A 20,205-nucleotide genomic window follows, 5' to 3' on the forward strand; every position below is an offset into this window, starting at 1 on the left:
CACATGAGCCTGACAGAGCTGTGCTTAATTGTTCGCTCGCTACGCTCGCTCATGCCTCCTCCCCGAGGATGCGCGGCACCCGGAAGCGGTCGTCCTCGACGGCGGGCGCGCCGGAGAGCGCCTGCTCGGGCGTCAGGCACTGTCGTACCTCGTCGGCACGGAAGACATTGGTCAGCGGAAGCGCGTGCGACGATGGCGGCACGTCCTCGGCGGCGACCTCGGCCACCTTCGCAACCGCTTCGATGATGGCATCGAGCTGGGTGGCGTAGTGGTCGAGTTCGTCGTCGGTGAGCGCCAGCCTGGACAACCGGGCCAGGTGTGCGACCTCGTCGCGGGTTATGGCGGACATGAGTCGTGTAACCCGTTTCGTGGATGGAGTCTTTGGACACTGCCATCCTAGGGGGCTTGACGTGGCACCCCCGAACCGATTAACCGCGCCGAAACGAACCTCACCCTGCGCCCGCTCGTCATCCGCTCGGGAACAGGGGGCCGGCTGCGGCGCGGAACGGCTGCTCCTACCGCTGGGAGGGCGTCTTCGAGCCCTCCGCGCTGCTTCCTGCCCGCCTACCTGCTCCGGCGCGTCCCGCGTAAGCGCCCGCCGGGTCAGGCTGACCGGCTGACCTCGGGCTGGTAGCCGTACTCGATCCCCGGCCCCGCGCCGGTGTGCTCCCTGAGCCAGACGGTGGCGTCGGCGGCGGGCATGGGCAGCCCGAACAGCCACCCCTGCCCCATGTCGCACCCCATCTCGTCCAGCCGCATCGCGACCTCGTCCGACTCCACGCCCTCCGCGACCGAGCGCAGGCCCAGCGAGCGGACCAGGTCCACGATCGAGCGGACGATCCGGTAGTCGTCCTCCGACTCGGCGATCCGGCGCACGAACGAGGCGTCGATCTTCACCTCGGACACCGCCAGGCGCTGGAGCCGGATCAGCGACGAGTAGCCGGTGCCGAAGTCGTCGAGCGCCAGCGGCACGCCCAGCGCGGCCAGCGCCTTGATGGTCTCCTGGGTGTAGGCCTGGTCGCCCGTCAGGATGCGCTCGGTCACCTCCAGCTGGATGGCCCCCGGCGGGAGCCCGGAGGCGGCCAGGCCGACCTCCAGCTGCTCCGGCAGGGCCGAGTCGAGCAGGTCGCGGGCCGAGATGTTGACGGAGATCTGCACCTGCAGCCCGGTGTGCCACCAGCGGGCCGCCTGCTCCAGCGCCGCCTCGATGACGTACGCGGTGAGGGGTCGCATCAGGTACGACTGCTCGGCCAGCGGCACGAACTCCGACGGCGGAATCATCCCGTGCACCGGATGGCGCCACCGCAGCAGCGCCTCGACGCCCTGGACGGCGCCGGTCCCGAGGCTGACCTTGGGCTGGAAGTGCAGGCGCAGCTCGCGGTTGTCGATGGCACGGCGCAGATCGCCGAGGAGGTTGAGGCGTTCGGGAGAGTTGCGGTCCTTGTCGGGCTGGTAGAGCTCCACCCCGCTGCGCCCCTCCTTCGCCAGGTACATGGCCACGTCGGCCCGCTGCAGCAGCAGCTCGAAATCGGGAGCGTGGTCCGGGTAGAGCGCGATCCCGACGGAACCGTCCACGTCGAAGGTCATGCCCTCCAGCCGGACCGGCTCGGTCAGCGCCGCCCGCAGCCGGGCCGCGACCTCCCTGGCCGCGTGGGCGTCCCTGATCGAGGGCAGCAGCACGGCGAACTCGTCGCCGCCGAGCCGGGCCACGACGTCTCCGGGGCGTACGGAATGGGTGAGCCGGTGCGCCACCATCTGCAGCAGCCGGTCGCCCACCGGATGCCCCATCGTGTCGTTGACCTCCTTGAACCGGTCGAGGTCGAGGAGGAACAGCCCGACCCGCTCGTCCTGCCGGGCCTCGGCCAGCGCCTCCTCCGTGCTGACGATGAGCATCTTGCGGTTGGGCAGGCCGGTCAGCTCGTCGTGCAGGGCCTGATGGTCGCGGCGCATCGAGAGCGTGGCGGTGAAGTAGACGGCGGCCAGCGGGGCGACGAAGAGGGGCACCATGCCGGGCGAGTGCTCCATGGCCACGACGACGAGGGGCGCCAGGCCGAGCAGCCCGACGTACACGAGGCTCTGCGGGACGACCGTGACCTTGAACACCCGCGAGATCGAGCGACGCTCGTGCAACGCGACCGCGCCGCACACCAGAGCGGCCCTGGTGGCGAAGTACGCGACCCCCGCCAGCGCGATCGCCGGCAGATCCGACCCCTCCGGCACCCAGGGCGCGGCCGGACTCGGCGCGATCCCGAACACCCCCAGCACCACGGCCGCCGCGGTGAGCGCGAGCGTCGACTGCGCGATGTTGAACATGACCCGATGCCATGCCTTGCGCGTCACCACCCCGTTCATGGCGACGGCGACGGCCTGCATGAGCACCGCGACGGGCAGCCCGAAGTGCAGGAGCACGGCGAAGGTGAACATGGTGGAGGGGTACGTGCCACCCACCGAGGCGGCGGACGACACCATCACGGGCCTCAGCTCGCCCAAGATCACCAGCACCGACAGCGCCCAGAACAGCGGCGTGCGGGCGAGCTCCACCAGCCCTACGGCGTCCAGCCTCAGCATGGCCACCATGAGCGCGGTGAAGCCGATCACGGTTACGCCCGCGAGGAACGCCCAGAGCGGCGTGCCGACGCGTGGTCCGGTGTCGCGGGTGTCGGTTGGGTCAGTCATCGGTAACAGAACCCCCATTAGGTCACTATGGGAGGGTACGACCTTCACCCCACTTCGCGAAACCAAGCGCGTACGTTCCGTCACTTCTCCTTTCCGACATATACCCAAAAACCACCCTGGGTAGCAAGCCGCCTACCCTCCCCACACACCAACCCCCGCAACCCACCAACACAGGTCGCCCATCCCGGCACCGCCCGCGCGCTGCCGTGCCACTCCCAGGCACCCGCTCCAGCACCGCATGACGCACGCCGCACACCGGCACCGCACCGGCTCATCGGCCAAGCGCCGCACACCAGCGCCGAACTCCCCCGCACCCCGTCCCACCGACGCGGCGCCCACGGTCTCGCGGTCCCGCACGCCACGACGCGGCGCCCGCTCCGCCGAGAGCCGCGACACCGCCGATGCCCCTCATCCGGGCCACGCGCACCTCACAGCAGGCGCCGTCCCACGTCGCATCCACCGCAGCAGCCGGGTGCCGCGACCCGGCTGTCGGAAGGTGTTAAGCCTCCGGGGTCACCGCCGCCTCCGCGGCCGCTTCCGGGCCCTCCTTCAGCAGGACCTCGAACCCGGCCCCGTCCAGGATCGGCACCCCGAGACTCACCGCCTTGTCGTACTTCGACCCCGCGTTCTCCCCCACCACCAGGAACGACGTCTTCTTCGACACCGACCCCGACACCTTCCCGCCCTGGCTGGTGATCGCCTCGGCCGCCGAGTCGCGGGTGTAGCCCTCCAGCGTGCCCGTCACCACGAACGTCAGCCCCTCGAGCGTCTGCGGCCCCTTCTCCGGCGCGGGCTCGTCCTCCATCCGGACCCCCGCGGCCCGCCACCGGTCGATGATCTCCCGGTGCCAGTCGACCGCGAACCACTCCCGGATCGTGGCCGCCACCCGGGGCCCGATGCCCTCGACGGCGGCCAGCTCCTCCTCCGAGGCGTTCATGATGCGCTCGATCGAGCGCATCTCGTCGGCCAGCGCGCGGGCGGTCGGCGGGCCGATGTGCCGGATCGACAGGGCGACCAGCACGTTGGCGAGCGGCGCCTGCTTGGCCCGCTCCAGCTCCTCGATGAGCTGCAGCGCGTTCTGGCTGGCCCCGCCGTCGATGTTGGAGAAGAAGGTGACGACCTTCTCCTGCCCGGTCTTGGGGTCGATCTTGGGCAGGCCGGTGTCCTGGTCGCGCACGACCGACTTGATGGGCAGCAGCTGCTCCAGCGTCAGGTCGAACAGGTCGGCCTCGGTGCGCACCACGGGCTGCTGGGGCGGCAGCGGCTGGGTGAGCGCGGTGGCCGCGACGTAGCCGAGGCCGTCGATGTCGAGCGCGCGCCGCCCGGCCGCGAAGTAGATGCGCTCGCGGATCTGGGCGGGGCAGCTGCGGGCGTTGGGGCAGCGCAGGTCGGCGTCGCCCTCCTTCTCGTACGCCAGCTCGGTGCCGCACTCCGGGCAGTGCGTCGGCATGACGAACTCGCGCTCCGACCCGTCGCGCAGCGCCGTCACCGGCCCGACGATCTCGGGGATGACGTCGCCCGCCTTGCGCAGCACCACGGTGTCGCCGATGAGCACGCCCTTCTTGACCACGATGGCGGCGTTGTGGAGGGTGGCCCGCTCGACGGTCGAGCCCGACACCACGACGGGCTCCATCACCGCGTACGGCGTGACCCGCCCCGTGCGGCCGACGCCCACCTCGATGCCGAGCAGCTTGGTGTTGACCTCCTCCGGCGGGTATTTGTACGCGATCGCCCACCGCGGCGCCCGCGACGTGGAGCCCAGCTCGCGCTGCGTGCGGAAGTCGTCGACCTTAACGACCACCCCGTCGATCTCGTACGGGGGATCGTGCCGGTGCACGCGGTAGTTCTCGATGAACTCGTTGACCTCGGTGAGCCCCGGCACCACCTGATAGAGATCGCTGACCGGCAGCCCGAACTCCCGCAGCCGGTCGTACACGTCGGACTGCGCCCGCGGCACGGCCGAGCCCTCCCAGATGCCGATGCCGTGCACCAGCATCCGCAGCGGCCGCTGGGCCGTGACGCGCGGGTCCTTCTGCCGCAGCGTGCCGGCCGCGGAGTTGCGCGGGTTGGCGAACGGCGTCTTGCCCTGCTCGACGAGCTGCTCGTTGAGCTTCTTGAAGTCCTCGACCGGGATGTAGACCTCGCCTCGGACCTCGACCAGGCTAGGGACGTCGTCGCCCGTGAGCCGGTGGGGGACGCCCTTGATCGTGCGGACGTTGGCCGTCACGTCGTCGCCCGTGCGCCCGTCGCCGCGGGTCGCCCCGCGCTCCAGCTTGCCGTCGCGGTAGACCAGCGCGATCGCCAGCCCGTCGATCTTGAGCTCGCAGAGGTAGGGCCCCGGATCGCCCTCGGCCAGCCGCTCGGCCCGCTGCATCCAGGCGGCCATGTCGGCTTCGTTGAAGGCGTTGTCGAGGCTCTCCATCCGGTTGAGGTGCTGCACCTTGGCGAAGTCGCCCGACACGGGGGCGCCGACCTTCTGCGTCGGCGAGTCGGGCGTCTGGAGCGACGGATGCGACTCCTCCAGCACGAGCAGCTCCCTGAACCACTCGTCGAACTGGGCGTCGCTGACCGTCGGCTGGTCGAGCACGTAGTAGCGCCAGCGGGCGTCGTCGACCAGCTCGCTCAGCTCGGCATGCCGCTTGAGCGCGGCCACGGGCACACCCGCGACCTCGGCGCCTGGCTCACTCACCGTATGCTCCCCTTCCGAACTGGAACCCAACTCGAGCCCGAACCCGAGCCCGTACGTCAACCTGTGCAAACGCTACCGCCGAGCACCGACAACCGGCGCGCCCGGCTCACCCTCCTTGCGGCCCGGCCTCCGGATCCTCCCTGAGCACCTGGGCACCCCTCCGGCAGGCCGCCAGGGCCGCGCGGGCGTACGCGGGTGACGCCCCGGCCAGCCCGCACGCCGGGGTCAGCACGACCTGCCCGGCCAGCCGGTCGGGCGCGAACCCGAGCCGCCGCCACAGGTCCAGCGCCGGTTTGGCGACCACCCCGACGTCCGGCAGCCGGACGTCCCGGCCGGGCACGACCCCCAGCAGGAACCGCAGACCCGCCTCGACGGCCTCCCCGACGGAGTCCTCGTCCCTGCGCCCCAGCCGCGCGGCGTCCACCGACACGCCGCGCACCCCGGCCCTGCGCAGCACGTCGAAGGGCACGGACGGCGCGCAGCAGTGCACGATCGGGGCGTCGAAGGAGCGCATCGACTCCTCCACCCGCCACTCCTCGACGGCCGCCAGCCGCCCGAACCCCGACGCCGTCGGCACGGTCCCCGCCAGCACGCCGGGCAGCCCCGGCTCGTCGAGCTGCAGCACGATCTCCGTCACCCCGGGCAGCCGCCGCCGCACGTCGGCGCAGTGGTCGGCGACCCCCTGCGCCAGCGAGGCGATCAGATCGCGGACGGCCCCCGCGTCGGAGAGCATCTTGTCGCCGTGTTTCAGCTCGATCGACCCGGCCAGCGTCCACGGGCCGCAGACCTGCAGCTTGAGCGGCCCGGAGTAGTCGTGGCCGACCTCCTCCAGCCCGTCGAGATCCCGCCGCAGATGATCGACGGCCCGCTGGTGGTCGCGCCCGGGCCGATCGGCCAGCCGCCACCCGGAGGGCTGCACCTCGACGGGCAGATCGACGAGCAGCCCGGCCGTCCTGCCGATCATGTCGGCGCCGACGCCTCTGGCCGGCAGCTCGGGCAAATACGGCAGTCCGGGCACCTCACCGAACACCACCCTGATCGCCTCGAGATGGTCCTCGCCCGGGTGCGAGCCGACTCCGGTGGCTTCCCACGTAGACATGGGCACAAGCGTAGGCTCTGCGGAATGGAGCTGACGAAACACGAGCACGCCTGTGTACGCGTGGAGAAGAACGGCAAGGTCCTGGTCGTCGATCCCGGGACGTTCAGCAAGGGACCGGTGCTCGACGGCGCCGACGCGGTCCTGATCACCCACGAGCACTTCGACCACGTGGACGTCGACAGGTTGAAGGCCGCCCCGCCCGACCTGGAGATCTACACCTGCGAGGGCGTCGCCGCGGATCTGACGGACGTTCCGGCGAAGATCCAGGTGGTACGGCACGGCGACGCGTTCGAGGCGGCCGGTTTCCGCGTGCGGGCCTTCGGCGAGTGGCACGCCAAGAACCATCCCGACGTGCCCGTCGTCCAGAATGTCGGGTTTCTGATCGACGACGAGATCTTCTACCCGGGTGACGCCTTGACGGTCCCTGGCGTGGACGTGCCCACCCTGCTGGTACCGACCGGCGGGCCGTGGCTGAAGCTCGGGGACATGATCGGATATCTCCGCGAGCTCCGCCCCCGGAGGGCGTTCTCCACCCATGACGGCCTGTACAACGACATCGGCCTCGGCCTGGTGGACCAGTGGCTGAAGGGCGAGTCGGAGGAGCAGCGCGCCGACTTCCGCCGCCTGACGGTCGGCGAGTCGGCCACGCTCAGCTAGCGAAGACGATCGTCGCCGAGCCGATCACGGTGTCGCCGGAGTAGAGCACCGCCGCCTGCCCCGCCGCCACCCCGGTGGCCGGGCGGTCGAGGTCGATGCGGAGGCCGCCGCCGGCCTCCTCGAAGCGGCACGCGTACACCTCTCCGTGCGCCCGCAGCTGCACGGTCAGGTCCTCCGACGTCGACGGGCCGTTCCACACCGGGCTGCCGCACGTGATCGAGGTGACCTCCAGCGCGGAACGCGGGCCGACCGTGACCGTGTTGGACACCGGCTCGATCGACAGCACGTAGCGGGGCCGGCCGTCGGCCGCCGGGCGGTCGATGTGCAGGCCCTTGCGCTGCCCGATCGTGAAGCCGTGGGCGCCCTGGTGGCTGCCGACGACCTCCCCGCTCTGGTCGACGATGGGGCCCTCGGCCGCGCCGAGCCGCTCGGCCAGGAAGCCGCGGGTGTCGCCGTCGGCGATGAAGCAGATGTCGTGGCTGTCGGGCTTGTCGGCGACGGTCAGGCCGCGCCTGGCGGCCTCCTCGCGCACCTGGGCCTTGGTCGAGTCGCCCAGCGGGAAGATCGCGTGGCTGAGCTGCTCGCGGGTGAGCACCCCGAGCACGTACGACTGGTCCTTGCCCTGGTCGGGGCTCCTGGACAGCACGCCGTCGACCAGCTTGGCGTGGTGGCCGGTGGCGACCGCGTCGAAGCCCAGGGCCAGCGCCCGGTCGAGCACCGCCGAGAACTTGATCTTCTCGTTGCACCGCAGGCACGGGTTGGGCGTGCGGCCCGCGGCGTATTCGGACACGAAGTCCTCCACCACGTCGCGCTGGAAGCGCTCGGCCATGTCCCAGATGTAGAAGGGGATGCCGATCACGTCGGCGGCGCGGCGCGCGTCGCGCGAGTCCTCGATCGTGCAGCAGCCCCGCGCGCCCGTGCGATGGGATCGGGGGTTGGCCGACAGGGCGAGGTGTACACCAGTGACGTCGTGACCGGCCTCGGCGATCCGAGCGGCGGCCACGGCAGAGTCGACGCCGCCCGACATGGCGGCAAGCACACGCAGTCCCATGACCGTTCCAGCGTACTGTCCGCGCGGGAGTGCGCGACCATGGCCGGGGTCTGCGAGTATTCAGGCCATGCGACTGTTCGGGCGCAAGGGCGCAGACGAAGAGGCCGGCGACGGGATCGCCGAGTTCTGGACGTGGTGGCAGGAGTCCAGGCCGGGGCTCGACTCCCTGGTCGCGAACGGCGACGTCGAAGGGCTCGAGGAGCGGCTGGCCCCGGCGGTCGCCGCGATCCACCCGGGCCTGGTCTGGGAGGTGGCTCCCGGCAAGGAGGCCGCGCACGCCCTGGTGGTGACCGCGGCGGGCGACCCCGAGCTGCGCTCGCTCGCGCACCGCTGGGCCAAGGCGGCGCCGTCGTCCGACATGCTGTGGGAGTACCACCCGTCGCGCCAGGCCAACCCGCAGGCCATGGACCTGACGCTCGACGTCGGCGGCTTCGAGTTCGCGCTCGACAAGCTGATGCTGGGGCTGCGGGTGCCGAGGGATCAGCCGCGGGTCGACGTGTCCGCGTACCACCCGATCTTCGGCGAGCTGGACGAGGACACCAGGATGGAGGCCACCCTGCTGGCCCTCGACTGGCTGCTCGGCGAGGACGACGTGGCCCGGTGGGTGGGGGAGATCACGCCGGCCACGTTCCAGCCGATCGACTCCGTGGCCGCCGTTCACCTGCCCGCCGTGGTCGCCGACGTGGCCTCGGGCTACACCGAGGAGGAGTGGGTGCTGCTCGAAGGGCAGACCGGCAGCGGCGCGGCGCTGGTCGCCACGGCCCGCCACCCGCTGCGGCCGGTGGACTATCCGCTGTTCGACCAGCACATCGCGATCACGCTGCCGTACACCCACCGCGACGAGAACGGCCTGCCGGTCGGCGACTCGCTGACGGCGCTGCGCGACTTCGAGGAGCGGCTGGCCGCGCGGCTGCTCAAGCTGCGCGACGACGCGGTGCTGGCGGCGCACATGAGCGCCGAGGGGCATCGGATCATCCACCTGTACGCCGACCCGACCGGCGACGCGGCGATCCACGCGAAAGAGCTGATCGTGAGCTGGGAGGAGGGCGAGCCCCGGGTGGACGTGGCCACCGATCCGTCCTGGTCGGCCGTGGTGGCCTTCCTGACCTGAGGCCCCGGCTGCCCGGGGCTCAGCTGAGGCCGGCTCGGCGGGCGCGCTCGACGGCGGCGGGGAGCACCTCGATCAGCCGGTCGACGTCGTCGCGGGTCGAGGTGTGGCCCAGCGTGAACCTGAGCGACCCCCGCGCCGCCGCCGCCTCGGCCCCCATGGCCAGCAGCACGTGGGACGGCTGCGCCACGCCCGCCGAACACGCCGAGCCCGTCGAGCACTCCACGCCCTTGGCGTCGAGCAGCATGAGCAGCGCGTCTCCCTCGCAGCCGGGGAAGGAGAAGTGGGCGTTGCCGGGCAGCCGGTCGGCGGGGTCGCCGTTGAGCACCACGTCGGGGACGGCCTGGCGAACGCGCTGGATGAGCTCGTCGCGCAGCGACGTCAGGCGGCGGGCCAGGGCCTCCTGCTCCTTGACGGCGGTGCCGACGGCGGCGGCCAGCCCGGCGATGGCGGGCGCGTCGAGCGTGCCCGAGCGCACGTCGCGCTCCTGGCCTCCGCCGTGCTGCACGGAGACCGGTGTCAGCCCTCTGGCCAGCAGCAGCGCGCCGGCCCCCATCGGGCCGCCGACCTTGTGGCCGGTCAGCGTGAGCGCGTCGACCCCCGAGGCCGAGAACGACACGGGCAACTGCCCCACCGCCTGGACCGCGTCGGTGTGGAACGGGATGCCGTGGTCATGGGCGATGGCCGCCAGCACGTGGACGGGCTGGACCGTGCCGACCTCGTTGTTGGCCCACATGACGCTGATCATGGCCACGTCGTCGGGGGCGCGCTCGATGGCCTCGCGCAGCGTCTCGGGGTGGACCCGGCCGTACGCGTCCACGTCGAGCAGCTCGACCTCGGCGCCCTGGCTGTCGGCCAGCCAGTGGGCCGGGTCGAGCGCGGCGTGGTGCTCCACGGAGCTGATCAGCACGCGCCGCCTCGGACGGCGCGACCAGTAGAGGCCCTTGATCGCGAGGTTGTCGGCCTCGGTGCCGCCCGAGGTGAACACGACCTCGCTGGGCCGGGCGCCGAGCGCGTCGGCGATCGTCTCGCGCGCCTCCTCGACCACCCTGCGCGTCCGGCGGCCCGCCGCGTGCAGCGAGGAGGCGTTGCCGACGCATTTGAGCTGCTCCGTCATGGCCTCGATCGCCTCGGGCAGCATGGGCGTGGTAGCCGCATGATCAAGATAGGCCGACGGTCTGGTCACCCGATCAGGGTATCTCGTTTGCCACTGTACCGTCCGGACGGTACAGTACCGGCATGCGAAGAGACGAGCTTTTGGACGCGGCAGAGGATCTGCTCTGCGATCAGGGCTCGTCCGCACTCACCCTGGCCGCGGTGGCGGACCGGGCGGGCGTCAGCAAGGGCGGCCTCCTCTATCACTATGGCACCAAAGAAGCCCTGATCAAGGGCATGGTGGAGCGCCTGATCGAGGACTTCGACCAGCTCATGGCGGCGCAGTCCGGGCAGACCTACACCGAGCGCTACCTGCACGCCACGCTGGCCGCCGTCCGCTCCGGGCGGCTGCGACGATGGGCCGTGGTCACGGGCGCTTCCGGCAACCTCTTCCTGCTCGCGCCGCTACGCGAGGCGATGGCCCGCTGGCATCGCGAGGGGTTGAGCGAGGAGCCGGATCCGCGCGCGTCGCAGATCGTACGACTGGCGTGTGAGGGGCTCTGGGACGTGGCCAGCCACGACCCGGAGCTGAACACGGAGGACGATCTCCAGGCGCTCGAGACCCGGATGAAAGCGCTGCTCAAACCCCCTTCCTGACCCCCTGACCCGCCCGTGCGGGTCCTTCTGCGGCCTTCCCGGACGACGCGGTACGGCGCCGCCCCGACCGGGGACGTGGCCTGCCCACGGCGGGGGCGACGGCCGAGCCGCCACCCGGACCGGGCGGCGGACCCGTGCCCAGGCACGGGACGGCACGCGACCACCGCTCGACCGGGCGCACGTCGCCGCCCCGACCACTCGACCCCAGCGCTGGGCTCGGCCCCGGACCCTCGGCCAGAAGGCCCGGCCTCCGCGCTTGGCGACGGGAGCGGCGGCTTCGGCCGGCGACGGTGCTCACCGCTCATGACGAGCGGGCAGGCGCAACCTTGCCGGGCCACAACCGTCCAGCCCAACCCCACCCCACCCCACCCCACCCCACCCCGGCGCGGCGCTCGGGTGCCGGGCGGGCCACCAGACCTGAATATGCGAATTCTTGTGAGGAGTTAAGCGATGACCCGTTCCCTGAGGAGTGCCCGTTACGGGGCGGTTCTGACGTTTGTGCTGGGCGGACTGATGGTGGGCACCATGACGGTGCGCATCCCTGCGTTGACCGACAAGCTCGGCCTGTCCGAGTCGACGGTCGGCGCCGTCCTCCTCGTGTGGGGCCTGGGCGCGCTGGTGACCATGCAGTCCATGCGCCGGATCATGGCCCGTGCGGGCAGCCGGGCGGTGCTGCGGATCGGCGGGCCGCTCACCGCGCTGGGACTCGTGGCCGTGGCGTTCGCCCCGAACCTCCCGTCGCTCATGGTGGCCGTGGCGTTCTTCGGCATGGCGTTCGGCACCGTGGACGTGGCCATGAACGCCCAGGGCTCCACGGTCGAGCAGGCGTACGGACGGCCGCTGATGAACGGCATGCACGCCGGCTGGTGCGTGGGCGCCATCTCGGCGGGAGGGCTGGGCAGCCTGGCGATCGCCGTGGGGCTGCCGTTCACCGCCAACGTCGCGCTGATCGGCCTGATCTCGCTGCCCGTCATGATCCTGATCGGCCGTACGTACCTGCCCGAGCCCCCGGCGGCCGAGACCGCGACGGCGGCCCGCCGGCGCATGCCGCCGATCGTCTACCTGCTGGGCGCGATCATGTTCTTCGCGTTCATGGTCGAGGGCACGGTCGCCGACTGGAACGGCCTCTACATGCGCGACGAGCTGGGCGCCCCCGAGGCGCTGGCCGCCCTCGGCTACCCGGTGTTCGAGGCGGGCATGCTGATCGCCAGGCTCACCGGTGACCGGCTGCGGACCAGGTTCGGCGTCCGGGGCATGCTGACCGTCTCCGGGGTGGCGACCGCCGGGTTCTTCGCGGTGGTGCTGATGGCGCCGGCGGCGCTGGTGGCGGTGTTCGCGATGTTCTTCGTCGGGCTCGGCGTGGCGACGATCTCGCCGCTGACCCTGTCGCTGGCGGGCACCGCCACCGACTCCCCGGGACCGGCGATCGCCCAGGCGGGCGCCATGGGGTACGCCGGCCTGCTGCTCGGACCGGTCGTGATCGGCTTCATCTCGGACGCCACGTCGCTACGGACCGCGCTCGGCATCGGGGTCGTCCTGGGCGTGCTGATCGCCGCCGCCTCCCGCTTCCTCCCCCGGAGCGAGCCGGCCGCGATCGCCCCGGCCGTCACGCTCGCGGACCGCGAGCGCGTCGAGGTCGCGGCCTGACATTTGTCATCGTCAAGCCTCGTACATAGGCCACTGCCCCGTTCAGAGCCGCTGTGCGAGGCTGAACGCCATGTTCAAGCCGTACACCACAGCCGTGGTCTTCGTGATCACGGCGGTCCCCAGCCTCCTCCAGTTCGCGATCCCCGGTCTGGAGCCCGCCCTGATGCGGGACCCGGCCGCGATCAGCGGGGGTGAGTGGTGGCGGCTGGGGACGGCACTGGTGGTGCAGGACGGCGGCCTGCTGGGCACCCTGTTCAACCTGGTGTGCCTGGCCGGGCTCGGCTACTTCGCCGAGCGGGCGTTCGGCCCGGCCCGCTGGCTCGCCCTGTACGCCGCGGGGGCCGTGGCCGGGGAGGCGGCCGGATATCTGCTGAACGATCCGGGAGCGGGCAATTCGATCGCCGTCTGCGGCCTGGCCGGCGGCCTCGCCGTGGCCTCCGGCGAGAGGATGGGCCGCGCGCTGGGCGCGTACTACGCGCTCGTCCTGGGCGTCTTGATCCTCATAGGCCTGGGCACGTGGGGCGTCGTCGTCATGGTCGCGGCGGCGGCGGTCGGCTTCCAGCTGGTCGAGAAGCGCGAGCGCCTGCCCCTCTGGCTCTTCCCCGCCGTCGCCGTGCCCGCCGCGGGCGTGCTGGCCGCGTTGGCGGACCTCCACGGGGTCGCGCTGCTGGGTGGCATCATCATGGGATGGATCTTGAAAGGAACATACCCTTCGATGTCCAGGCGTACGAAGCCCGCGTGAAGTCGAGCCCGTGCTTCATCTGCGCCATAGTCGCCGGTGACCCGGCCTACACCCACGAGCGGATCGTCTACGAGGACGAACACCACCTGGCCTTCCTCTCCCGCTACCCCACCCTCCCCGGCTACCTCCTGGTGAGCCCGAAGCGGCACGTCGAGCACGTCGTGCGCGACCTCGACGAGGAGGCCTACCTCGCCCTCATGCGCGTGGTCAGGAAGGTGGCGCTGGCCGTCGAGGCGGTCGTGCCGTCGGAGCGCACGTACGTCCTGTCCCTCGGCAGCCAGCAGGGCAACGCGCACCTGCACTGGCACGTGGCCCCGCTCCCACCGGGCACCCCGTACGAGAAGCAGCAGTACCACGCGCTCATGTCCGAGAACGGCCTCATCCCCTGGACGCAGGCGCAGGCGGACGAGCTGGCCGCCCGCGTCAGGCGGGCGCTCTCCTAAGAGTTCTCTGTGGATCGGCGGCAGGCGGCGGTGGGCACGCCCACGTGGGGGCGCCCCGGCTCACAGACAACTCACAGACTCCTCAGAACTCCCCCAACCCCCGCCCACACGCTGGACCCATGATCCAGCTCGACGGACTGACCAAACGCTACGGCGACGTGCTCGCCGTTGACGATCTCACCTTCACGGTGCGCCCGGGGCTAGTCACGGGCTTCCTGGGCCCGAACGGCGCGGGCAAGACCACCACGATGCGCATGATCCTCGGCCTCGACCTGCCCACCTCGGGCACCGCCACGATCAACGGCCGTGCCCACCACGAGCTCCGCCACCCGCTGCGCGAGGCCGGCTCGATGCTGGAGGCGCAGGCCGTGCACCCGAGGCGCAGCGCGTACAAGCACCTGCTCTACCTCGCCCAGACGAACGCCATCCCCGACGTCCGCGTCGCCGAGGTGCTGGACCTGGTCGGGCTCACGGCGGTGGCGGGCAGGAGGGCGGGCGAGTTCTCGCTCGGCATGGGGCAGCGGCTGGGCATCGCCGCGGCACTGCTGGGGGATCCGCCGGTGCTGATTCTCGACGAGCCGGTCAACGGCCTGGACCCCGAAGGTGTCCTGTGGATCCGCACGCTCATCCGCGGGCTGGCCGCGGAAGGGCGCACGGTGCTGGTGTCCAGCCACCTGATGAGCGAGATGGCGGTGACGGCGGACCGCCTCGTGGTGATCGGCAAGGGCCGGCTCATCGCGGAGGGGGACATCGGCGACTTCACCGACGGCGGGGCGGCGGTGTTCGTGCGCACGCCCGACGCCGCCTCCTTCGCCCGGCGCCTGGAGCTGTCCGGCGCCCACGTCCAGCCCGGCGGTGCCGACGAGCTGCTGGTCACCGGCATGACGGCACCCGACGTCGGACGGCTGGCGGCGGCCGAGGGCGTGCCGCTGTTCGAGCTGGCCCCCCGCCGTGCGTCGCTGGAGGAGACGTTCATGGAGCTCACCCGGGAGAGCGTCGAGTACGGGGTCGCACGATGATCGACACTGGGGTGCTGAAAGCGGAGTGGACCAAGTTCAGCAGCATCAGGTCCACCATGGTGCTGTCGGCGGCGACCGTCGCCGTCGCGGGGCTGCTGGGGTGGCTGTTCAGCAGCACGGCCGCCAAGGAGTACGCCACGGCCACGGCGCAGGAGCGGCTCGACTTCCAGCCGCTGGACCTGGGCATGCGCGGTGTGTTCATCGTGCAGTTGCTGGTGGCGGCACTGGGCGTGCTGGTGGCCTCCTCCGAGTACGGCTCCGGCACGATGCGGCCCACCCTGGCCGCCGTGAGCAGCCGCGGCCGGCTGCTGGCGGCCAAGTGCGGGATCACCGTGCTGACCGCGCTGCCGGTGGGCGTGGCCGCGGTGTGGCTGATGTTCGTGACGAGCCAGATGACGCTGTCCACGGGTGGAGCGCCGTCCGTCATGCCGGGCGACCCTGTCGCGCTGCGGCTGCTGCTGTTCGGGCCGCTCGTGCTGACGCTCCTGGCGCTGTTCGGCCTGTCGCTGGGCGTCCTGCTGCGCGGCACGGCCCCCGCCGTGAACGTCAGCACCACCTTCCTCCTGCTCCCCGTCATGGCGGGGGCGTCGCCCGGTTTCCTGCGCGATCTCATCGGCGTCTACTGGCCGAGCATGGCCGCCCTCCGGTCCGTCTCCGGGCAGTCCGAGCTGCCGGGGGCGTTGGGGTTCGGGCTGCTGATCGGGTTCGTGGCGGTCATGCTGGTCGCCGCGTACGTCCGGCTCAAGAATCGCGACGCCTGACTACGCTGGACGGGGAGGTGCCTGTCGTGGGAGAACGGCTGCTCGTGGTCGACGACGAGCCCACCGTCAAGGAGTTGCTCTCCGCGACGCTGCGGTTCGCCGGCTTCACGGTGAGCTCGGCGGACAACGGCGCGCAGGCGCTGGAGTCGGCCCGGCGCGACCCGCCGGACCTGGTCCTGCTCGATGTCATGCTGCCCGATCTGGATGGGTTCGAGGTGATCCGCCGGCTGCGGAGCCTGCCGAGGGGCGGCGGGCGGCCCGGTCCGGTGCCGGTGCTGTTCCTCACGGCGCGGGACGCCACGGCCGACAAGATCAACGGGCTGAGGCTGGGCGGCGACGACTACGTGACCAAGCCGTTCGACCTGGAGGAGCTGCTGGCCCGCATCAGGGCCATCCTCCGCCGCACGGGCGCGACCCCCGACGATTCCACGCTGGTGGTCGGGGACCTCGAGGTCGATCCCGACGGCCACCAGGTCACCCGGGCGGGGCGTCCGGTACGGCTGTCGCCCACGGAGTTCCGCCTCCTCCTCCACCTGGTGCTCAACGCCGGGCGCGTGGTGCCCAAGTCCCAGATCCTGGAGCACGTGTGGCGCTACGACTTCGCCGGCGACACGAGCATCGTGGACACGTACGTGAGCTACCTGCGGCGCAAGCTCGACGCCGGCGAGCCCAGGCTGATCCACACCGTCCACGGCGTCGGCTACGTCCTGCGCAAGCCCAAGCGATGATCGGCCGGCTGTCCCTCGCCGCCCGGCTGCTGGTCATCGCGGTCGCGCTGCTGGTGGTCGGCCTGGTGGTGATCAGCTCGGTGGTGCTGCGCCAGCTCGAGACCCAGCTCATGGCACGCGTGGACGCCCAGTTGGAGCCGATGGGCAAGGCGGCGTCCGCGATCCCGCCGGACCTGGTCGTCAAGCTGTCGCGCAGCCCGATCCCGACGGGGCAGTTCGACCTGATGGGCAAGGGGTTCGTGGCCTACCTGGGGGCGGACGGGTCCGTACTCCGCGAGCTCGGCGACCTCGCCGGGCCCGCGCTGCCCCGGCTCGACAGCGCCGCGGTGGCTGCCCGCGCCGGGCAGCCGTTCACGGTGAACGGCACGGACGGCGAGGAGTGGCGGGCGGTGGCACTGCCCCGCGCCGGCCTGAACAGCCCGCGCCCCGGCTCCGGCCCCAGCTCCGGCCCCAGCTCCGGCCCCAGCTCCGGCTCCCGCTCCGGCTCCACGAACGGCCCGCGCTCCGGCGCTGGCGGCACGAGCCTCGGCCCGGCCGATCACACCGCGGTGGTGGCGGCGGTCTCGCTCGCCGAGCTGCGCACCACGGTCGACCGGCTCCGGGTAGCCTGCCTCCTCACGGGCGCCGTCCTGCTCGGCGTGCTCGCGCTCGCCGGCAGGGTCGCCATCAGGGCCGGGCTGGCGCCGCTGCGCCGGGTGGAGGAGACGGCGGCGGCCATCGCGGACGGCGACCTGACCAGGCGCGTGCCCGAGCCGGCCGGTCTGTCCACCGAGGTGGGCCGGCTGGCCCGCTCGCTCAACAAGATGCTGGCCCAGATCGAGCAGGGCGTCGCGGCGAAGGTGGAGTCGGAGGCCAGGATGCGCAGGTTCGTGGCGGACGTCAGCCACGAGCTACGCACCCCGCTGTTCGGCATCAAGGGCTTCTCGGAGCTCTACCGCATGGGCGGCACCGAGGCGGGGCCCGCGCTGGCCCGCATCGAGAGCGAGTCGGGCCGCCTGGCCCGGCTGGTGGAGGATCTGCTGCTGCTCGCCAGCCTCGACGAGAGCGACGGGCCGGAGCTCGACCTCACCCCCATGGACCTCCGTACGCTGGCCGCCGACGCCCGCCACGACTTCGCCGCGCTCGACCCGTCCAGACCCATCGCCTTCACCGGCCCGTCCGGCGGCCCGGCGGCGTCCGCACCCGTGCTGGGCGACGAGGCCCGCCTGCGGCAGGTGGTCAGCAACCTCGTCGGCAACGCCGTCACCCACACGCCCGCCGGCACCCCGGTGCGGATCGGCGTCGGGACGGACGGCGGGGAGTCGGTCCTGGTCATCGAGGACGAGGGGCCCGGGCTGAGCCCCGAGGAGGAGGCGCGCGTCTTCGACCGCTTCTACCGCGCGGACGCCTCCCGCGCGCGGGCGACGGGGGGCGCGGGGCTCGGCCTGGCGATCGTCCGCTCCATCGTCACGGCGCATGGGGGGCGGGTGGAGGTCCGCTCCGCGCCGGGCAAGGGCACGGCCTTCCAGGTCCGCCTCCCGGCCGCCGACCAGCGCTGAAGCCCTCCTCGAGGAGCGCAAGGGCGGCGCGTTTGCACCTCTGCGCCTTTGCCGTTCTATTGGTGCTGTGCACCGGTCTCGTCGAACAGGTCCTCAAGGGACTGGGCGGTCACCGCACGAGTGGCCCATGACTCCAACTGGGCCAGATCAGCGCAGGTCGAGATCCGGGTGCGCATGTCATCCGGAATGTCGAAGCCCCGGGCGCCCAGCACCAGCAGAAGCATCCTGACCGCCTCCTCCGCTTTGCCCTCCGCTCTGCCCTCCGCTCTGCCCTCCGCTCTGCCCTCCGCTTTGCCTTCTGCCTGGCCGCGGCCATAGTGCTCGCGGGCGAAGGGGCTGTAGACGGGCCAGGTGGTGGACGTCATGATGATCTCCTCCAAGAGGCGCCGCACGTCGGGCGCGGACATGCTGTATGCGTATTCATAGTACTTCGCAGCGTGTTCATCGCGCAGCTCTGCCAGCGCCATGACGAAAGCCTCCACCACCTTGTGGTCACGACCGTGGGCCATGACCGCCATGATCGACAGCGCCGGGCGAGCCACAGCCTCCTGAGGATCGGTGATGACCGGAATGTCATCCGGCCCCAACACCTGCGCCTGCAGGCGGTAGCCGCTCAATCCGGAATCGATGGGCTGCGCGTAATGGTCGGCAACACCACGATCGGGGCAGACAAGCAAGACCGTGACATCACAGCGCAGCATGAGCCACAGTGCGGCAGCGTAGCGCGCCAATTGCTTAGGATCCTTGGACTTGTCCTGCTGGACCTCCACGATGATGGCGTGCGCGGCGGTCTGCGGCGGCCCCAAGACAACGACCAGGTCGGACTCTATGTCGTCGGAGCGGCGAGTGTTGAAGGTGGACTTCTCCACCCGGACCAGCGGGGTGGCGGGCAACTCGACCCCCAGCAGATCACGCAAGACCTCCACCGCCAACTGGGGGCGGTCACTGAACATCTGAACGAGAGCGTCATGTCGGGGGGACGGCATGACACTTATTGTCACACAACCAGTACCCAAAGTTACGAGAATGGCGGCGGAACTGACTTCTCTGAGCGCGCGAGCCTGGAGCGCCACTCGACAGGCGGCAGCACCTCAGCGATGTTGTTGCGTAGTTTCCGGGCAGTAATGGCGGTCATCCCACAGCTGTAGGCCCCTGGCTACGCGTAGCGACGACTTCTCCCTCTTCGCACGCCTCTCGTGAACGCGATCGGCTGACGAATCGGCGAAGCGGCCTTTAAGCGGGGGTTTGGGGGGCCGCGCCCCCCAATGTCACAGCCTGAGCTCCCTGGCGCGAAACGCTATTGAGCGAAGGCCATGCTCCCCTGCGGCTACTTGCGCTTGTTGATCTCTTCGGTGAGCTGGGGTACGACCTGGTGGAGGTCGCCCACCACGCCGTAGTCGGCCAGCTCGAAGATCGGGGCCTCCGGGTCCTTGTTGATCGCGACGATCGTCTTGGCCGTCTGCATGCCGGCCCGGTGCTGGATGGCGCCCGAGATGCCCGCCGCGATGTACAGCTGCGGCGAGACCGTCTTGCCCGTCTGCCCCACCTGGAACTGGTGCGGGTACCAGCCGGCGTCCGTGGCGGCGCGGGAGGCGCCGACGGCGGCGCCGAGCGAGTCGGCCAGGCCCTCGATGATCGAGAAGTTGTCGGCGGAGCCGACGCCGCGCCCGCCCGAGACCACGATCGCGGCCTCCGTCAGCTCCGGCCGGGCGCCCTTCTCCTGCTTTACCCGCTCGACGATGCGGGCCGCCTTGGCGGCGTCGGACAAGGTGACCGGCACCTCCTCCTCGGCGCCGGCGGCGGGGGAGGCCTCGGGGGCGGTCGAGTTGGGGCGTACGGCGACGATCGGCGTGCCCTTGCTCACCTCGGACCGCACGTTGATGCCGCCGCCGAAGATGGACTGGTCGGCCACGAAGCCCTCGCCCAGGCCCACGGCGTCGGTGATGACGCCGGAGTCGGTCTTGACGGCCAGGCGCCCGGCGACCTCCTTGCCCTCGGAGGTGGCGGCGACGAGCACGGCGGCCGGGGACGTGGCGGCGACGAGCTGGGCGAGCAGCTCGGCCTTGGGCGCGACCACGTAGTCGACGATGTCGCTCGACGGAGCCACGTAGATCTTGTCAGCGCCGTACTCGGCGAGCCTGGCCTTGGCCTCGGCCGTGAGGCCGGGGCCCGCCCAGACGGCGGAGGGGGTGCCGAGCGAGCGGGCCAGGGTCAGCAGCTCCAGCGTGACCTTCTTGACCTCGCCTTCGACCTGTTCGACGAGAACGAGAATCTCCGACATATCAGCAAAACTCC

Annotated in this window: 18 protein-coding genes; 10 read left to right on the forward strand and 8 right to left on the reverse strand. The window is 71.4% G+C overall.

All coding sequences use genetic code 11. The annotated features are described in order from the left end of the window. Positions 1-49: 49 nt before the first annotated feature. The 4 genes from gatC to ACFKCF_RS26135 form a co-directional block, all read right to left on the reverse strand. On the reverse strand, positions 50-349 hold the full coding sequence (gene gatC / locus ACFKCF_RS26120) for an Asp-tRNA(Asn)/Glu-tRNA(Gln) amidotransferase subunit GatC (RefSeq protein ID WP_185068184.1): 300 nt from the start codon (positions 347-349) through the stop codon (positions 50-52). Between the two features lie 254 nt (positions 350-603). Then, on the reverse strand, positions 604-2,676 hold the full coding sequence (locus ACFKCF_RS26125) for a putative bifunctional diguanylate cyclase/phosphodiesterase (RefSeq protein WP_394497492.1): 2,073 nt from the start codon (positions 2,674-2,676) through the stop codon (positions 604-606). 499 nt (positions 2,677-3,175) lie between these two features. Next, on the reverse strand, positions 3,176-5,365 hold the full coding sequence (gene ligA / locus ACFKCF_RS26130) for an NAD-dependent DNA ligase LigA (RefSeq protein WP_394497494.1): 2,190 nt from the start codon (positions 5,363-5,365) through the stop codon (positions 3,176-3,178). A 106-nt stretch (positions 5,366-5,471) separates the two neighbouring features. Then, positions 5,472-6,464 carry a methionine synthase gene (locus ACFKCF_RS26135; protein WP_394497496.1) on the reverse strand — a complete coding sequence of 331 codons (993 nt, stop codon included), beginning with the start codon at positions 6,462-6,464 and terminating at the stop codon, positions 5,472-5,474. A 24-nt stretch (positions 6,465-6,488) separates the two neighbouring features. Here ACFKCF_RS26135 and ACFKCF_RS26140 point away from each other — a divergent pair, with 24 nt between their 5' ends. Further along, the gene (locus tag ACFKCF_RS26140; protein ID WP_394497498.1) at positions 6,489-7,121 is read left to right on the forward strand and encodes an MBL fold metallo-hydrolase; all 633 of its coding nucleotides are present in this window, start codon (positions 6,489-6,491) and stop codon (positions 7,119-7,121) included. On the opposite strand, the gene mnmA is transcribed toward ACFKCF_RS26140, so the two are convergent. Beyond that, positions 7,114-8,172 carry a tRNA 2-thiouridine(34) synthase MnmA gene (gene mnmA, locus ACFKCF_RS26145; protein ID WP_394497500.1) on the reverse strand — a complete coding sequence of 353 codons (1,059 nt, stop codon included), beginning with the start codon at positions 8,170-8,172 and terminating at the stop codon, positions 7,114-7,116. The genes ACFKCF_RS26140 and mnmA overlap by 8 nt on opposite strands. A gap of 67 nt (positions 8,173-8,239) precedes the next feature. On the opposite strand from mnmA, the gene ACFKCF_RS26150 reads away from it, so the two are divergent. After that, positions 8,240-9,283 (forward strand): DUF695 domain-containing protein, encoded by a 1,044-nt coding sequence (locus ACFKCF_RS26150; RefSeq protein ID WP_394497501.1) that lies wholly within the window; start codon positions 8,240-8,242, stop codon positions 9,281-9,283. Between the two features lie 19 nt (positions 9,284-9,302). Here the strand turns inward: ACFKCF_RS26150 and ACFKCF_RS26155 are convergent, their stop codons facing one another. After that, a complete protein-coding gene (locus tag ACFKCF_RS26155) occupies positions 9,303-10,466 on the reverse strand; it encodes a cysteine desulfurase family protein (RefSeq protein WP_394497502.1) in 1,164 nt (387 codons plus the stop codon). 53 nt (positions 10,467-10,519) lie between these two features. Here ACFKCF_RS26155 and ACFKCF_RS26160 point away from each other — a divergent pair, with 53 nt between their 5' ends. The 8 genes from ACFKCF_RS26160 to ACFKCF_RS26195 all read left to right on the forward strand — a co-directional run bounded on the left by ACFKCF_RS26160 (position 10,520) and on the right by ACFKCF_RS26195 (position 17,910). Next, positions 10,520-11,032, forward strand: a complete 513-nt coding sequence (locus tag ACFKCF_RS26160; protein ID WP_394497504.1) for a TetR/AcrR family transcriptional regulator — start codon at positions 10,520-10,522, stop codon at positions 11,030-11,032. Positions 11,033-11,482: 450 nt separating this feature from the next. Next, on the forward strand, positions 11,483-12,679 hold the full coding sequence (locus tag ACFKCF_RS26165; RefSeq protein WP_394497506.1) for an MFS transporter: 1,197 nt from the start codon (positions 11,483-11,485) through the stop codon (positions 12,677-12,679). A gap of 70 nt (positions 12,680-12,749) precedes the next feature. Beyond that, the gene (locus ACFKCF_RS26170) at positions 12,750-13,421 is read left to right on the forward strand and encodes a rhomboid family intramembrane serine protease (RefSeq protein ID WP_394497508.1); all 672 of its coding nucleotides are present in this window, start codon (positions 12,750-12,752) and stop codon (positions 13,419-13,421) included. Beyond that, positions 13,418-13,864 (forward strand): HIT family protein, encoded by a 447-nt coding sequence (locus ACFKCF_RS26175; RefSeq protein WP_394497510.1) that lies wholly within the window; start codon positions 13,418-13,420, stop codon positions 13,862-13,864. The genes ACFKCF_RS26170 and ACFKCF_RS26175 overlap by 4 nt, the downstream gene beginning before the upstream one ends. A 119-nt stretch (positions 13,865-13,983) precedes the next feature. Beyond that, positions 13,984-14,883 carry an ATP-binding cassette domain-containing protein gene (locus tag ACFKCF_RS26180; protein WP_394497512.1) on the forward strand — a complete coding sequence of 300 codons (900 nt, stop codon included), beginning with the start codon at positions 13,984-13,986 and terminating at the stop codon, positions 14,881-14,883. Continuing rightward, on the forward strand, positions 14,880-15,644 hold the full coding sequence (locus ACFKCF_RS26185) for a hypothetical protein (RefSeq protein WP_394497514.1): 765 nt from the start codon (positions 14,880-14,882) through the stop codon (positions 15,642-15,644). The genes ACFKCF_RS26180 and ACFKCF_RS26185 overlap by 4 nt, the downstream gene beginning before the upstream one ends. A gap of 26 nt (positions 15,645-15,670) precedes the next feature. Further along, complete coding sequence (locus ACFKCF_RS26190; RefSeq protein WP_394497516.1) at positions 15,671-16,372, forward strand: response regulator transcription factor; 702 nt, start codon at positions 15,671-15,673, stop codon at positions 16,370-16,372. Continuing rightward, a complete protein-coding gene (locus tag ACFKCF_RS26195; RefSeq protein WP_394497518.1) occupies positions 16,369-17,910 on the forward strand; it encodes a sensor histidine kinase in 1,542 nt (513 codons plus the stop codon). Before ACFKCF_RS26190 ends, ACFKCF_RS26195 begins: the two co-directional genes overlap by 4 nt. Positions 17,911-17,966: 56 nt before the next feature. On the opposite strand, the gene ACFKCF_RS26200 is transcribed toward ACFKCF_RS26195, so the two are convergent. Then, entirely contained in the window at positions 17,967-18,827 is an 861-nt protein-coding gene (locus tag ACFKCF_RS26200) for a hypothetical protein (protein ID WP_394497520.1), read from the reverse strand. A 410-nt stretch (positions 18,828-19,237) separates the two neighbouring features. Further along, on the reverse strand, positions 19,238-20,191 hold the full coding sequence (locus ACFKCF_RS26205) for an electron transfer flavoprotein subunit alpha/FixB family protein (protein WP_394497522.1): 954 nt from the start codon (positions 20,189-20,191) through the stop codon (positions 19,238-19,240). Positions 20,192-20,205: the final 14 nt, after the last annotated feature.

It is taken from the genome of Nonomuraea sp. JJY05 (genome assembly GCF_043496855.1).
In the GTDB taxonomy this organism is placed as follows: Bacteria; Actinomycetota; Actinomycetes; order Streptosporangiales; family Streptosporangiaceae; genus Nonomuraea.

Coding starts and splice junctions, on each gene's coding strand:
- mnmA (WP_394497500.1), bottom strand. CDS start 8,172: ATGGGACTGCGTGTGCTTGCCGCCATGTCGGGCGGCGTCGACTCTGCC.
- ACFKCF_RS26150 (WP_394497501.1), top strand. CDS start 8,240: ATGCGACTGTTCGGGCGCAAGGGCGCAGACGAAGAGGCCGGCGACGGG.
- ACFKCF_RS26125 (WP_394497492.1), bottom strand. CDS start 2,676: ATGACTGACCCAACCGACACCCGCGACACCGGACCACGCGTCGGCACG.
- gatC (WP_185068184.1), bottom strand. CDS start 349: ATGTCCGCCATAACCCGCGACGAGGTCGCACACCTGGCCCGGTTGTCC.
- ACFKCF_RS26165 (WP_394497506.1), top strand. CDS start 11,483: ATGACCCGTTCCCTGAGGAGTGCCCGTTACGGGGCGGTTCTGACGTTT.
- ACFKCF_RS26195 (WP_394497518.1), top strand. CDS start 16,369: ATGATCGGCCGGCTGTCCCTCGCCGCCCGGCTGCTGGTCATCGCGGTC.
- ACFKCF_RS26160 (WP_394497504.1), top strand. CDS start 10,520: ATGCGAAGAGACGAGCTTTTGGACGCGGCAGAGGATCTGCTCTGCGAT.
- ACFKCF_RS26185 (WP_394497514.1), top strand. CDS start 14,880: ATGATCGACACTGGGGTGCTGAAAGCGGAGTGGACCAAGTTCAGCAGC.
- ACFKCF_RS26205 (WP_394497522.1), bottom strand. CDS start 20,191: ATGTCGGAGATTCTCGTTCTCGTCGAACAGGTCGAAGGCGAGGTCAAG.
- ACFKCF_RS26135 (WP_394497496.1), bottom strand. CDS start 6,464: ATGTCTACGTGGGAAGCCACCGGAGTCGGCTCGCACCCGGGCGAGGAC.
- ACFKCF_RS26170 (WP_394497508.1), top strand. CDS start 12,750: ATGTTCAAGCCGTACACCACAGCCGTGGTCTTCGTGATCACGGCGGTC.
- ACFKCF_RS26180 (WP_394497512.1), top strand. CDS start 13,984: ATGATCCAGCTCGACGGACTGACCAAACGCTACGGCGACGTGCTCGCC.
- ACFKCF_RS26140 (WP_394497498.1), top strand. CDS start 6,489: ATGGAGCTGACGAAACACGAGCACGCCTGTGTACGCGTGGAGAAGAAC.